The organism is Duganella sp. OV510 (genome assembly GCF_900100205.1).
Taxonomy (GTDB): Bacteria; Pseudomonadota; Gammaproteobacteria; order Burkholderiales; family Burkholderiaceae_D; genus Rugamonas.
Genome location: NZ_FNEQ01000011.1, coordinates 22,002 through 36,401 on the forward strand (window position 1 = coordinate 22,002; position 14,400 = coordinate 36,401).

General features: G+C 62.1%; 13 protein-coding genes. 2 read left to right on the plus strand and 11 right to left on the minus strand.

Annotated elements, in window-relative coordinates:
- Nucleotides 1-30: 30 nt before the first annotated feature.
- Nucleotides 31-423, plus strand: coding sequence for a hypothetical protein (locus tag BLS51_RS24445; RefSeq protein ID WP_090190960.1), 393 nt, complete (start codon nt 31-33; stop codon nt 421-423).
- A 795-nt stretch (nt 424-1,218) separates the two neighbouring features.
- Here BLS51_RS24445 and BLS51_RS24450 read toward each other — a convergent pair.
- The 8 genes from BLS51_RS24450 to BLS51_RS24485 form a co-directional block, all read right to left on the minus strand.
- Nucleotides 1,219-1,476 (minus strand): Txe/YoeB family addiction module toxin, encoded by a 258-nt coding sequence (locus BLS51_RS24450; RefSeq protein ID WP_090190958.1) that lies wholly within the window; start codon nt 1,474-1,476, stop codon nt 1,219-1,221.
- Nucleotides 1,451-1,750, minus strand: coding sequence for a type II toxin-antitoxin system Phd/YefM family antitoxin (locus BLS51_RS24455; protein ID WP_090190955.1), 300 nt, complete (start codon nt 1,748-1,750; stop codon nt 1,451-1,453). The genes BLS51_RS24450 and BLS51_RS24455 overlap by 26 nt, the downstream gene beginning before the upstream one ends.
- A gap of 115 nt (nt 1,751-1,865) precedes the next feature.
- Nucleotides 1,866-2,342, minus strand: coding sequence for a nuclear transport factor 2 family protein (locus BLS51_RS24460; RefSeq protein WP_090190952.1), 477 nt, complete (start codon nt 2,340-2,342; stop codon nt 1,866-1,868).
- 112 nt (nt 2,343-2,454) lie between these two features.
- Complete coding sequence (gene map / locus BLS51_RS24465) at nt 2,455-3,219, minus strand: type I methionyl aminopeptidase (RefSeq protein ID WP_090190949.1); 765 nt, start codon at nt 3,217-3,219, stop codon at nt 2,455-2,457.
- Nucleotides 3,216-3,428 carry a ParD-like family protein gene (locus tag BLS51_RS24470; protein ID WP_090190946.1) on the minus strand — a complete coding sequence of 71 codons (213 nt, stop codon included), beginning with the start codon at nt 3,426-3,428 and terminating at the stop codon, nt 3,216-3,218. The genes map and BLS51_RS24470 overlap by 4 nt, the downstream gene beginning before the upstream one ends.
- 60 nt (nt 3,429-3,488) lie before the next feature.
- On the minus strand, nt 3,489-4,769 hold the full coding sequence (locus tag BLS51_RS24475) for an MFS transporter (protein ID WP_090190943.1): 1,281 nt from the start codon (nt 4,767-4,769) through the stop codon (nt 3,489-3,491).
- A gap of 71 nt (nt 4,770-4,840) precedes the next feature.
- Nucleotides 4,841-5,593 carry a LytR/AlgR family response regulator transcription factor gene (locus tag BLS51_RS24480; protein ID WP_090190940.1) on the minus strand — a complete coding sequence of 251 codons (753 nt, stop codon included), beginning with the start codon at nt 5,591-5,593 and terminating at the stop codon, nt 4,841-4,843.
- A complete protein-coding gene (locus BLS51_RS24485; protein ID WP_090190938.1) occupies nt 5,590-6,648 on the minus strand; it encodes a sensor histidine kinase in 1,059 nt (352 codons plus the stop codon). Before BLS51_RS24485 ends, BLS51_RS24480 begins: the two co-directional genes overlap by 4 nt.
- Before the next feature lie 137 nt (nt 6,649-6,785).
- On the opposite strand from BLS51_RS24485, the gene BLS51_RS24490 reads away from it, so the two are divergent.
- Nucleotides 6,786-7,565: a DUF2306 domain-containing protein gene (locus BLS51_RS24490; protein ID WP_175472680.1), complete on the plus strand. Its 780-nt coding sequence runs from the start codon at nt 6,786-6,788 to the stop codon at nt 7,563-7,565.
- A 3-nt stretch (nt 7,566-7,568) separates the two neighbouring features.
- Here BLS51_RS24490 and BLS51_RS24495 read toward each other — a convergent pair whose 3' ends face one another.
- The 3 genes from BLS51_RS24495 to BLS51_RS24505 form a co-directional block, all read right to left on the minus strand.
- The gene (locus tag BLS51_RS24495) at nt 7,569-8,249 is read right to left on the minus strand and encodes a Fe2+-dependent dioxygenase (RefSeq protein ID WP_090190932.1); all 681 of its coding nucleotides are present in this window, start codon (nt 8,247-8,249) and stop codon (nt 7,569-7,571) included.
- Nucleotides 8,250-8,335: 86 nt separating this feature from the next.
- Complete coding sequence (locus BLS51_RS24500; RefSeq protein ID WP_090190930.1) at nt 8,336-10,621, minus strand: catecholate siderophore receptor Fiu; 2,286 nt, start codon at nt 10,619-10,621, stop codon at nt 8,336-8,338.
- Between the two features lie 150 nt (nt 10,622-10,771).
- Nucleotides 10,772-14,368 carry a response regulator gene (locus BLS51_RS24505; protein ID WP_090190927.1) on the minus strand — a complete coding sequence of 1,199 codons (3,597 nt, stop codon included), beginning with the start codon at nt 14,366-14,368 and terminating at the stop codon, nt 10,772-10,774.
- Nucleotides 14,369-14,400: the final 32 nt, after the last annotated feature.

Genomic DNA, 14,400 nt, shown 5'->3' on the forward strand with positions numbered 1-14,400 from the left:
ATAGATGATCACCGCAACCGCGCGCTGAATTTGCAACGCGTATCCGTTTCGGCTGACCTGTTAAAGGAACGCAGCGCAACAGATAAGACAACGTTCCTCGAATTGCAGGAGGCTGACGTTTTCCTGACGCTTGCTGCTGTCGCCAAAATGGACTTGAATTCAGGGGGATCCAGCCACTTTTGGACTCCACGCACCGCAGTCTACTTCCACTACTCGGCGCAACTGCCTTTGTTTATTAGGGCAGGTGATGAGCATACCCGAAATGGGATTCTGTCAGCTTTGTCAGTAGAGAACGGGGCAGCCTTGAAATTGAAGTTTGACGAAGTCAGCAAGCTTTTCAACGGCTTCGGAAGATTAAGTCTCGGCACCTTCAGTGATTTCAATTTTCTCGATGCAGTGAATGCTGAGAAGTTGACGCGCTGATAATCACCAAGATGTGATGCATTTATGGACTGAATGAGGTGGTTTGTCTGCCTACTGAATCCGCGGCAAGAGTGGTCAGTCAAAATATCAGAAGGCAATAGCTATACACAAGCGGGGTAATGTATGTACACAGGATTCTGGATAGATGATAAGTTCATATGGGGGCCACAGCAATCTGGAAAGTACTGGATCGATGATGGTTGGATTTGGGGCCCTCAGAACGGTGGGAAATACTGGATTCAAGATGGGTACATATGGGGGCCAGTCGATGGGGGTAAATTTTGGATTGATAACAATTATATCTACGGCCCGCACAAGAATCTTCCTTGGCTTCGTTGATATGAACTGAGCGGCGGCCTTGGGGAGCAGACCGTCGCTATCTCTAATGTGACCGCAGCCCACGCTGAGCGTTGGTGGAGCCGCATACGAACGAGTGGCGGCGGTTATTGGGAACAGGTACCTGTTGCACATGAGAAGTGGCGATTATCTCGTGGCTTGGATAAATACTCGGCACAGCTATTAGGCTGGATCAAGGTCGAGGCCCAAAGGCTCTAATCAGAGGCGCTTGCCTTGGGGGAACTCATCGTCGTGTTGAAGAAGACCAGCAGACGTTAGCGTGGAACGCCACGTGGCTATTTCGTAGTGTCAAACTTTATTACTGCAAGATTTTGCGGGCAAAGTGGTCAAGCTAATTTAGTGTCAAACTATATTCTGTTGGCTATTGCTTCTCTAATGACTTAACTCTTTGATTTGTATGAGAATGAAGTGTCAAACTTTATTCCGCGTGCACACTAATCAGTAATGATAGCGGCAAGAAATGATGACCAAGTCTTCTTCGGTGGCTTCGTAGATAAAGCGGTTTGTCTCGTCTATCCGTCTGGACCAGAAGCCAGTGAGGCTATGCTTTAATGCCTCGGGCTTGCCAATACCACTGAAGGGGTCTCTTTGCGCATCTTTGATGAGTTCATTGATGCGTTTGAGCGTTCTTTTGTCCTGCGTTTGCCAGTAGGTGTAGCTGGTCCAAGCCTCATCCGTGAACTTTATGTTGCGCATTTTCCGAGTTCTCCATATCGGGAATGCTGATTAGTTCCCGATGCTGCGCTTGACCTGCGCGTGCCTGATCGATTGATTTTGCCAGGTGTGCCACGTTAGCCGGCGAACTAAGCAAATGCACAGTCTCCATCAGGCTGCTGTAGTGATCGAAGGACATGACTACGGCATCTGGCGCATCGCGACGCGAAATGACGGTGATATCGGCATCTTCCACCACCTGGTCGATGACAGTCCGTAGATTGCTGCGGGCATCGGAAAAGTTAATAATTCGCATAGGCACTCCATCGTTTCAAATCTTGTACAGCATATGGTACATGTTGAAGTATATACGAATGATTGGAGCTCGCACAGCTCTGCCAATTTTGGCTTGGTGCGCAGTGCACGCGTAATCAAAGCCCCAGTTCGGTCAAGCCCGGATGATCGTCCGGGCGGCGGCCCAGTGGCCAGTGGAATTTGCGGTCGGATTCCTTGATCGGCAGGTCGTTGATGCAGGCGAAGCGGCGCTGCATCAGTCCCTGCGGGTCGAACTCCCAGTTCTCGTTGCCGTAGGAGCGATACCAGTTGCCGGAATCGTCGCGCCATTCGTAGGCGTAGCGCACGGCGATGCGGTTGCCTTCGTAGGCCCACAGTTCCTTGATTAAGCGGTAGTCGAGTTCCTTTGCCCATTTGCGGCTCAGGAACTGGACGATTTCCGGGCGGCCGGTCGCGAACTCGGCGCGGTTGCGCCAGCGGCTGTCCGGCGTGTAGGCCAGGCTGACTTTTTCAGGATTGCGGGAATTCCAGCCATCTTCGGCGAGACGGACTTTTTCCAGGGCGGAGGCGAGGTCGAACGGCGGCAGTGGCGGGCGGATTTCGTTGGTGGTCATGCGGGGCTCCTTTGCGTAGGCATCTTGCGATGCATTGTGCGGCAGGAGCGCCGGCCAGGAAATCACGCAGGCTGCAATTCTGCATTCACCCTCGCGTAATAATGGGCAAAGCTCAGGCGAAGGTTTCGTCGCTGCGCAGCGTCAACACCTGCACGCCGCTGCGGGTGACGGCCACCGTATGCTCGAACTGGGCGGACAGCTGGCCGTCGGTGGTGACGACTGTCCAGCCGTCGTCTTCGGTGCGGCAGGCGTGTCGGCCCTGGTTGATCATCGGCTCGATGGTGAACACCATGCCTTCGCGCAGGATCAGCCCTGTCTTCGGACGGCCCCAGTGCAGCACCTGCGGTGGCTCGTGCATTTCGCGGCCGATGCCGTGGCCGCAGTATTCGCGCACCACCGAGTAGCCGTGACGCTGAGCGTGGCGCTGGATAGCGTAGCCGACATCGCCCAGTTGCGCGCCCGGCCGGACGGCGTGAATGCCCTTCCACATCGCTTCATAAGTCACTTGCACCAGCCGCTGTGCCTCTTGCGCAACAGCGCCGATCAGGTAGGTTTTGCTGGAGTCGGCGATGTAGCCATTTTTTTCCAGCGTGATGTCGAAGTTGACGATATCGCCGTCCGCCAGGATGTCGGTGGTGGATGGCACGCCGTGGCAGACCACGTTGTTGCGCGAAGAATTCAGCGCGTAGGCATAACCGTACTGGCCTTTGCTGGCCGGCCGTGCCTGCAATTCGTTGACGATGAAGCTGTCGACCAGGTCGTTGACCTGCATGGTCGAGATGCCGATCAGGTTGAGCTTATCCAGCCGGCTGAAAACGCTGGCCAGCAGCCGGCCCGATTCGGCCATCAGCGCTATTTCTTCTGGCCGCTTGGTCATGAGGCGACCGCTTTCAGATGCCTGGCGTCGACGCCGGCCGCGTGCAATTCGCGCGCGATGATTTCGTTAAACGTCAGCGTGGGATTGGTTTCGGCCAGCATGCCGATCTTGATCCAGAACGCCGCCTGCGCGTTGATCGAACGGCACGAAACCGCGCTGGCCTTGCGGATCTGGTCGTGCAGATCCTCGTCGATGTTCACAATACCCATGCTGCCCTCTATATACGAAACGTATACGAAGTATATATTCGTTCCGCCGGGGCAGGCAAGTTATTCCGGAATCGGCCGCGTCACCAGAAACAGGTAGGACATCGCTCCCAGGAAGGCGATGCCGGCGCCGGTCAGCAGCGCCGGCACGAAGGACCAAGTCTGGGCGATGTAGCCGGTGAGGATGGGCGCCAGCGCGCCGCCGAGGAAGCCGCCGAAGTTTTGCAGCGCGCCCAGCGAAGCCACCCGGCTCGGCGGCGCCGCCACGGTCGCCAGTGACCAGGCGCAGGCCGACGAGGCATTCGCCAGGAAGATGACGATCGAGATGCAGGCCACCGCCACCACATTGCTGTCGACCAGCGCCGCCGGAATGGTGAACGCCACCATGCCCAGCGTCGACACCACCACCGCGTTGCGGCGGCCGGTGACTGGCGAGGTCGCCGCGCGGGCGACCCGGTCGGAGGCCCAGCCGGCAATCAGCGCGCCGGCAAAACCGCACATGAACGGTACCGAGGAAGCGATGCCGGCGTAGGCCAGGTCCATGTGGCGTTCGGTGCGCAGATAGCCGGGCAGCCAGGTCAGGTAGACCCAGTTCAGGTACACCGAGCCGAAGAAGCCGAGCATCATGCCCCACGTCACGCGGTAGCGGAACAGCGCCAGCCACGAGGAGAAACTGGCTTTCGGCGCCACCGCGTTGACTGCGTCCACTTCGAGGTAGGCACGTTCTTCCGTTGTCAGTTGCTCGCGCACCGGGTCGCGGTACAACGTGACCCACACCAGCGCTGCCACGAGGCCCATCGCGCCGGTGATGAAGAACGCCCAGTGCCAGCTGGTGGCGACGATCAGCGGCGCCAGCAGCAATGGTGCCAGCGCCACGCCCAGCGGCGAGGCGGAGTTGTAGACGCCGGTCGGCGTGCCGCGCGCACGCGCCGGAAACCAGTTGCTGACCACGCGCGCCGCTGCCGGGAACTGCGGTGCTTCGCCGATCCCCAGTGCGATGCGGGCGATGACGAAATAGCTGAAGGTGGCGGCAAAGCCGCCCGCCATCTGCGCCAGCGACCACAGCACAAGCCCGGCGCCGAGCAGCCAGCGCGGCCCGATCTTGTCGACCAGCGCCCCCACCGGCAACTGGCATAGCGCGTAGCTCCACGAAAAAGCCGACAGCAGCAGCCCCATCTGCCCAAGCGACAGGCCAAGGTCGGCGCGAATATATTCATTGGCGACCGCCAGCGTGGCGCGGTCGAGGTAGTTGATAACGCCGCACACCACCAGCAGCACCAGGGCCAAGGTCTGGCGACGGCGGATGCGGGCTGGCGCTGCAAGGTTGGCGTGAGGAGTTGTCATGGCGCGTCATGTATCGGGAGAAAATGACGGCGAGTATAGAACATGTCAGGCGCTGCGCCGCAGCAAAACCGTCACATCTGGCGGAAGTGATGCAGGTAGTTGCGGCTCACTGGCAGCACGGCGGCATGGTTGCGCAGATGCAGCTCGGCGGTTTCGTTGAGGCCGCGTACCACTTCGCGCACGCTGCCCAGATTGACGATGACGGAGCGGTGCGTCTGCACGAAGCGCGCTGGATCGAGTTCTTCGCTGAGTTCGCGGATACTTTTGCGTATCAGGGCTTCGCCTTCCTCCCACGCCACCAGTGTGTATTTGTCGTCGGCACGCAGGAAATGGACTTGATCGACCGGTATCAGCCTTACGCTCGTGCCCACCGATGCCTTGATCCATTGCAGCCATGCTCGCGGCTGCGCACGCTGTGCCATGTGGTCCGCCAGTTGGTCGAGCACGGCATGCAAGGTGTCGCTGCCCTGCTTGCGCGTGCGCAGCCGCTCCACCGTGTCCGCCAGGCGGGCGCTGTCCACCGGCTTCACCAGGTAATCGATGGCGCCCTGCTCGAACGCCTGCACCGCATACTGTTCGTATGCGGTGACAAACACCAGGTGCGCGCGCCGTCCCAGTGCGCGTGCGGTGTCGATGCCATTTAGTCCAGGCATGTGGATGTCAAGGAAGACGATGTCCGGCCGGTGCTGTTCAAACAGTTCCAGCGTTTCCGGGCCGTTGCGCGCGTCGTCGATCAGGCGCAGTTCCGGCCATAGCTGTGTCAGCAGGCTGCGCAAGCGTTCGCGTAGCAGCGGTTCGTCGTCGGCAATGAGAGCGGTGGTCATGCTGGCGTCCCTGGTTGAAAATGAAGTTCCACGCGCACGCCGTGCGGTTGCTGTTCGTGTACGTCGAGATGCGCATCGGCGCCATAAAACGCCTGCAAGCGCGTGCGCAGATTCGACAGCCCGGTGCCAGGCTGCGCTGTCTCCGCCATGCCGACGCCGGTATCGCTGACCCACAGCACGACCTTGTCGTCATGCCGCTCGCCACCCACTTCAATGCGGCCGCCGGCCATGCTCGGATCGATGCCGTGGCGGACAGCGTTTTCCACCAGCGTCAGCAGCGCCATCGCGGGAAAGCGCAGGCTGGCCAACGCGGGCAGGTTGGCCACATCATATTGCAGCCGGTCTGGCATGCGCATGTGCATCAGGTCCAGATAGGTCCGCACCAATTGCAGTTCGGTGCCCAGCGTGGCATCGGCATCATTCAAGCGCGGCATGGCGGCGCGCAGGTAGGCGATCAGCTGGCGCAGCACCGGCCCGGCATTCGGTGAACCGGAGGCCACCAGCGCCTCGACGTTCGCCAGCGTATTGAACAGGAAGTGCGGTTCGATCTGTGCTTGCAGCAGTCGCAGGCGCGCGTCCAGCAACTCGCGTTCCAGCGTGTTCTTTTCCAGTTCCCCCTGCAAGCGGTCGGCGCGTTCGCGCTGGCGTCGCTCGCCGCGCATCGACAGCGTCGACAGTACCAGGCCAAAGACCAGCGCCACCAGCACCAGCATGATGTAGCCGCTGAGGTTTTTTATGCTACGCAGATAGCTGAAGACATTAGCCCCCTGCATGATCGCCGCCATGGCAAGCGCCGCGACCGGCGCGGTCACCACCAGCGCCAGCAGCCGCGCTGCGCGCAGCGACAGCCACTGCGGCCGCAGCGGCCCTGCTGCCGAGTAGGCCATCAGCAGGCAGCTGCCCATAAAGCCGATGTGGGCGAGCACGATGTGCAACGGCGTGCGGCTCGCCGCATGGAGAAACCATGACAGCAGCGCCACGACCACTGCCACGGTCAGCACCTGGCGCCGGGTGGGCAACAGTGTGCGGTAGGAATGGATGGGTGTGGTCGTCATCGGCTCACAATAACCGCAATACGATCGTCGTTCAAGTCCTGAAAACCGTCGTTCATCGCATCAAGGACGGCACTGTCTTGAGACAGTGGCGGCCGCTGGCTATCGTAGGCCGGATACAACAACACGGGAGAAACGACATGGACAAAGCCCTCAATGCCACCGCCAGACTGTGGTTCGGCGCTACCTTCGCCGGGCAATTGATCTTCGGCCTGTACGTGGTGGCGCTGTACGGCGGCGCCGCCGTACGGGGCGATCTGACGGGATGGAATACGGTGATGCCGCACGGGTATGTTCCAGGCCAGCATGCCGGCAATACGGCCATCGCTGTGCACCTGTTGCTGGCGGCAGTCATCATGCTGGGGGGCGCCTTGCAACTGCTGCCACAGCTGAGGACGCTGGCCCCGGCCTTCCACCGCTGGAATGGCCGGGTTTACCTGGCTGGCGCGGTGCTGGCCAGCATCAGTGGCATCTATATGGTGTGGTTTCGCGGCACCGTCGGCGACACCTCGCAGCACATCGGCACCACCGTGAATGGGCTGCTGGTGCTGCTATGCGCGGCACAGGCCTTGCGCCATGCGCTGGCGCGCGAGTTCGATGCCCACCGGCGCTGGGCCTTGCGCCTGTTTCTATGCGTCAGCGGTGTGTGGTTTTTCCGTGTGGGACTGATGTGCTGGCTGGCGCTGAACGGCGGGCCGGCCGGTTTTGATCCGCATACCTTTACCGGCCCCTTCCTGACCTTCCTCGCCTATGCACAGTACCTGCTGCCGTTGGCGGTGCTGGAACTGTATCTGCTGAGCCGCAAGCACGGCGGCACGGCGGCGCGCGCTGGCATGGCGATGCTGCTGGCGCTGTCCACCGGCATCATCGCCATGGGAACAGGCGTCGCCACCATGGGCATGTGGCTGCCGCATATGTAGTGCTTACACTTCGCTCCACTGGCGCAGCAGGTTGTGATAGTGGCCGGTGATGCCGACCATTTCCGGGCAATCGCCGAGGCGGGCGCGCAGGCTCTGGATATTCTGGTCCAGCTCCAGCAGCATGCCGCGCCGCATGTCGTCACGCACCATGCTTTGCGTCCAGAAGAACGAGCAGACGCGGGCGCCGCGCGTCACCGGCTCAACCCGGTGGATGCTGGTCGACGGGTAGATGATGGCATCGCCGGCCGGCAGCTTGACCTCGTGCTCGCCATAGGCGTCGGTGACGATCAGTTCGCCGCCGTCGTATTCGTCCGGATCGCACAGGAACACGGTGGTGGAGACATCGGTGCGCACCCATTCGCCGCTGCCGGGAATGCGGCGCATCGAGCCATCGACATGCGCGCCGTAGTGCTCGCCGCCAGCATAGCTGTTGAACAGCGGCGGGATGGTGCGCAGCGGCAGCACCGCCGAGAAATATAGCGGGTGCGTGGCCAGCGCCGTCAGGATGGTCTGGCCCAGCTCCAGCGCCAGTGGCGATGATTCCGGCAACTGGCGGTTCTGCTTGACCTTGGCGCCCTGCTCGCCGACCGTGGCGCGGCCGTCGATCCATTGCGATTCATCCAGGCGGCGTCGCATCTCGCTCACTTGTTCGCGCGTCAGCACGCAGGGGATATGCAGCATCATGATGTAGCTCCTATAAAGCAAAAAACCTCGCCGCTACGCATCAAGCGTAGCGGCGAGGCCAGCAACACGGAATCGGGTACCGGTGCTTAGAACTTGAAGTTCGCGGTCAGGCTGGCCGAACGTGGCGTGCCCGGGGTGTAACGATAACCCGATTTGTTGATCGCTTGCACGAACTCTTTGTCGCCCAGATTGTAGACATTCAGGCGCAGGTCGATGTTCTTGTTGATCGGGTAAGCAGCCATGGCGTCGAACACCCAGTACGAATCAGCATATTTCGGGGTGCCGATGGCGCCATCGGTGCCGCGTGCCAGCTTGTCGCTGAAGCGGGCGCCGCCGCCAACTTGCAGGCCGAACGGCAGCGTGTACGAGGTCCACGCGGTGAACGCTTGCTTCGGCGTGTAGGTCAGCTGGTTGTCGCCGCTGGCGGTGATCACGCGGCCGGTTTCCACGCTGGTCGATTGACGGGTGTAGCCTGCGCTCACCAGCCAGCCGCGGCTGATTTCGCCGGTCACGCCCAGTTCGATACCTTGCACGCGTTTCTTGCCGTTCTGGTAGACGATGGCGGTGTTGGTCGGATCGGTTTCGATCTCGTTCTTCACCTCGGTGCGGAAGGCGGCGGCGGTCAGCGACAGTTTCTTGTCCAGCAGATCCCACTTGGTGCCCAGCTCGTAGTTGGTGGTTTCCTGTGGATCGAACTTCGGATTGGCAGCGCTGCTGGCGCTGGTGCTCAGGCTGAAGCTGGTGCCGCCTGGTGGCGATTTCGAGCTGCCGACCATTGCGTACACGCTGCTGTAGTCGGTAGGCTTGTACAGCGCCGACAGTTTGCCGGTCCACAGGTTGTCGCTGTTGGTCAGCGCGGTGGCGACGTTGGTGGTGACAGCGATCGAGGTGTAGTCCAGGTTGTAGTGGTCCAGACGCACGCCGCCGTTGATGATCCACTTGTCACCGATCTTGATGGTGTCGAACACATAGGCGCTCTGGGTGTTGATTTCGCCACGGGTCTGGGCGCCGTTGCGCGCATAGCTGACGTTGACCACGTCGTTGACGTTCGGGTGGTACAGGTTAGCCGGCGGCAGGGTCTGGCCGGCAGCCAGCGCCACGGTGTAGTTGGTCTGCTTCTCGTTGGTGATCTCGAAGCCGCCGACCACGGTGTGCTTGACGGCGCCCGTGTCGAAGCTGGCGGTCAGCGTGGTCTGGTTGGTCAGGATTTCATTCAGCTGATCCTTGAAGGTCGGATTGCTGCGGCGCATGGTCCAGCTGTTGTAGTTGGTGGTGTCGGTGCCGGTCATGTTGGCAGCGGTCAGCATGAACGCGGTCAGCATGTAGTCCTGCTGGGTACGGCCGTAGCGGCTGATGTTGGACAGCTTGGCGCCGCCGGCGAAGTCGTGCTCGACCTTGACGGTGGCCATGTCGGCCTTGACGTTGTCGTGGTCCAGGCGGGTGCCGTAGAAGTTGTTCGGGTCGACCATCGGTGCGTTGGTCATGTTGGCAACAGCAGCGGTGGTGGCCGGCGCGGTATAGCCTGGCAGGCCGATGGTCGGCACGCCGCCATCAGGAATATTGTTCTGCTTGACGTGCAGGTAGTTCAGGTAGACGCGGGTTGGACCGTTGAGGCCGAAGGCCACCGATGGCGCCACGCCCCAGCGCTTGTTCTTGACCACGTCACGGCCGGCGTTTTCGCTGTCCTGGTCCAGCAGGTTCAGGCGGAAGGCGGTGCCCGATTCGGCGTTGATGACGGTGTTGATATCAGCGGTGCCACGGCGTTGCTTGCCGCTGCCCACGGTCAGCGAACCCTGGTAGGCGTTTTCCAGCGATGGCTGCTTGCTGACCAGGTTGATCGAACCGGTTGGCGACGAACGGCCGTTGTCGGTGCCGGCCGGGCCTTTCAGCACGTCGATCTGTTCGATATTGAAGACGTCGCGCGAGATCGAGCCGACGTCGCGCACGCCGTCGACATAGATCGAGGCCGAAGCGTCGAAGCCGCGCATATAGATGCTGTCGCCGGTGGTGGTGTTGCCGTTTTCGCCCAGGAAGAAGGCGCCGACGCCCGGGGTGTTGCGCAGCGCTTCGGTCAGCGTGGTGGCGCCTTGTTGTTCGATCAGCTCTTTCTTGATGACGGTCAGGGTCTGGGCGGTGTCGACCAGTTTTTCGGTGTACTTGGCGGACGAGGCGCGTTCGGCCTTGAAGTCATTTTCGCGGTTGGCGTTGACTTGCACTTCCTGCAGGGTTTGTGGCTTGGCCTGGTCGGCGGCTTCCGGGGCGGCGGCCTCGGCGGCGTGGGCGGCCACTGGCAGCAGCATCGCAGCCAGCGCTGCGCTCATATGTTGGTTGAAGCGCGTCTGCGCGTGTTTGCGACTCTTAATCATTGCCATGTCTTCTTTCTGTTCTGGAAAGTGGTCAGGTGTAAAAATGAGTAAGATTGTAGCAATTAAAAGCGTGAACGTAAATGCGAATTATTATCAATATGATTCACGAAAACGATTAAGCCTGCAAAGTGTTGCAAAAAAACAGCGGAAAGTGGATCAGAATGGCTGGCTGTCCAGCCAGGCGCGGGCCAGCACCAGCGTGTGTTGCAGCTCGTTGCGCACGGTCTGGTAGAGCGCGTCAAACTGCTCTGTGCGCTGCTCGTGGATGGCTTCCTCGGCCGCCAGCGTGGCCTGGATCAGGCGCTTGGCACCGAGCACGCCGACCGCCCCGCGCAGGCCGTGCAACAGCTTGGTGGCGTCGCGCAGCTGTCCTTGCTGCAAGGCTACGCCGGCCTGGTCGGCAGGCTGCATGCCAGTGTCGAGCACGCCGCGCACCATCTTGATCATGGCGGCGCGGCCCCTGGCATCCTTGCCCATCACGCGCATCAGCGCGTCCATATTGAAGACGGTGTTGGCCGGCGTGCCGGCATCGACCAGCCTGGGCGCTGGCGGCGGCGCCGTTGCCGCGCTGCCGAGCTGCATCGCCAGCGGCACGGCAAACACCGGCGCTGGCGCGGCGGCGGCCATGGCGGCCAGCAGGTCGTCCTGTTCCGGGACGGCGGTCGGCGCCGGTGCCGGCTTCACCACCGGGGCTGGCGCCGGTGCTGGTTTCGGCAGGTGGCGGCGCAGCACGCCCAGCATTTCCTCGACTTCGATCGGCTTGGGAATGAAATCGCTGATGCCGGCCTCGCGGCTGCGTTCGCGCTCGGATTCCAGTACGCCGGCTGTCATGGCGATGATCGGCAGCGTCAGATGCAGTTCCTGGCGCAGTATGCGGGTGGCGGTAAAGCCGTCCATCACCGGCATCTGCATGTCCATCAGCACCATGTCGTACTCGTTGGCGCGTTGGCGCATCAGGTCGACCGCCTGGCGGCCATCGGCGGCGATGTCCAGCGTGGCGCCGGCGTGTTCCAGGATGCCGCGCGCCACCGCCTGGTTCAGCAGATTGTCTTCCACCAGCAGGAAATGGATGTCGGCCAGGCTGCCGACGATGTGGTTGTCGGCAGCAGCCTGCGGATCGCCTTCGCCCTGCGTGACCAGCGCCTGGTGCAGCGCGTCGAACAGGTTGGAACTGGTGATCGGCTTGACCAGTACCACGTCCGCCTCCGGCGCATGCGAGATTTCCTCGATGCGGTCGCGGGCGAAGGCGTTCAGCATCACCACGATCGGCTGCGGCTTGCCGTTGGCGCTGGCGCGGATGCTCTTGGCGGTGGCCAGCCCGTCCATGCCGGGCATGTGCCAGTCGGCCAGCACCACGTCATACGGCTGCTGGTGATCGATGCTCTGGCGGTAGCGGCGCAGTGCCGCTTCGCCGGAATCAACCTCGTCCGCCTGCCAGCCCCAGGCGCGTATCAGTCGCGCCACCAGTTCGCGGCTGGTGCGGTTGTCGTCCGCCACCAGCAGGCGCAGCTGGCCCAGCGCCGGCTTGCGGCGCTCGTCGGTCTGGTCGGCCTGGATGTCGAACGGCAGGCTGAACCAGAAGGTCGAGCCCTGCCCCGGCCGGCTGTTGACGGCGATCTGCCCGCCCATCAGCTCGATCAGCCGCCTGGTGATGGCCAGGCCCAGGCCGGTACCGCCGAAGCGCCGGGTGATGCTCTGGTCGCCCTGCGAGAAGGCATTGAACAGCTGGCCCAGCTGGGCCTCGGTCATGCCCATGCCGGTATCGCGCACCTCGAAGCGCAGCAGCGCGCTGTTGGCGTCGCGCGCGCTTAGCTGCACCGCCACCACCACCTCGCCCTGCTCGGTGAACTTGATGGCGTTGCCGGCCAGGTTGACCAGGATTTGCTGCAGCCGCATCGAATCGCCGTGCAGGCGGTTGGGGATATTGCTGTCGACGCTGATCGCCAGTTCCAATTCCTTGTCGCCGGCGTTCATGGTCATCACCGTGGCCAGCGTGTCCATCACATCGTTGAGGGCGAAGTCGACCGGCGACAGTTCCAGCTTGCGCGCCTCAATCTTGGAAAAGTCCAGCACGTCATTGAGGATGCCCAGCAGCGACTGGCCCGACACGCGCACCATGTTCAGGTACTTGCGTTGTTGCGGCGTCAGCTGCGTGTTGCCGAGCAAATACACCATGCCCAGCACCGCGTTCATCGGCGTGCGGATCTCGTGGCTCATATTGGCGACGAAATCGCTCTTGGCGCGGTTGGCGGCCTCGGCACGGTCGCGCTCGCGCTCCAGTTCCAGTGCGCGCGTCTCGACTTCGTGCTGCAGGCGCTGGCGCTCGGTGATGTCGGAAATTACCGCCAGCACCTTGGTGCCCTGGTCGGTGCGCACCGCGCTCAGGTTGACTTCGACCGGGAATTCGCTGCCGTCGCGGCGCCGGCCGTAGGTGGCCATGCCGGCGCCCATGCGCACCGGCTCGGCGCTGAGGCGGTCGGCAAAGAAGCGGCTGCGGTGCGCCACGTGCTGCTGGCGCAGGCGTTCCGGCACCAGGATTTCCAGCGGCTCGCCGAGTAGCTCGTCACGATCATAGCCGAAGCAGCGCTCGCCTTCGCGGTTGAAGGTTTCGATGCGGCCATCGACGCCGACCACGACGATGGTGTTGGGCGCGAATTCGACCAGGCTTTGCAGGCGCGCGTCGGCCGCCAGCCGTTCGTGCATCAGGTCATTGAAGGCAGAGGTCAGCTGGCCGACCTCGTCATGCGCGTGCACCGGCAGCGGCGTGAAGCGGGCCGGCTCGGCGCGCAGCGCGACGATGGCGTTGCGTAGCCTGATCAGCGGCGCCATCAGCCGCAAGGTCATCACGCTGATCAGCAAGGCGGTCAGCAGGGCGGCGATGCCGCTCCAGATCATCACGCGCTTCATGACGCCGTCGAACGGCTCGAACGCTTCCTCGGCAGGCAGCGAGGTGGCCAGCAGCCAGTCGACCGATTTCAGCATCTTGTAGCTGTTCAGCGTCGGCCGGCCGTCGCCCATGCCCATCACCGTGCCCTCGAACCCGTCATCCAGCGCGCGGCTGGTGGCCGGGTTGGCGTTTTCCGCGCGCGGCTTCAGCAGGCGCGTGATGTCCGGATGCAGCACGTACACCGGATTGTCGCTGCGCGTCAGCGCAAAGTAGTAGCCGTTGTTGCCGATTTTGGCGGTGCGCAGGTGGCCGAGCAGGTTGTCCTTGTACAGCCGCAACACGCCCAGCAGCACGCACACCACTTCGCCTTTGTCGTTGAGCACCGGCGCCACCATCTGCACCACCGGCTGCTTGTTGGCGCGGCCGATGATGGGCTCGGTAATCATCGGCTTGCGGGTCCGCATCACCGTCTTGAAATAGGCGCGGTCGGCGGCGTCGATGCCGACGCGGCCGGCCACCACCGGCAGGTCGGAGATCACCTTGCCGCTGGCGTCCAGCACCAGCAGGTCGTCGAACAGCGCCAGCACGGCGCGGTTCTGGTAATACTCACGCAGTTTCTCGGCTGAACTGGCCAGCGCCGGCGGCTGGTTGCGGGCCGACAGCGCAATGATGTCCAGCAGCATGGCCAGCTTGTCGTCCAGCTCCTGCGCGGTACGGTTGACCAGCGCGGTCTGCTGCGTGAACAGCACCCGCGTGTAGTCTTCCTGCATGCGCTGGGTTTGCACCAGCGTCACCAGGCCGATCATCAGGACCGAGGTGATGCTGGTGGCGAGTGCGACCTTAGCCTTGATGCCGAGTGGCTTCATATCGTCCTTGATATAAGAGGGCTAGGTCGATT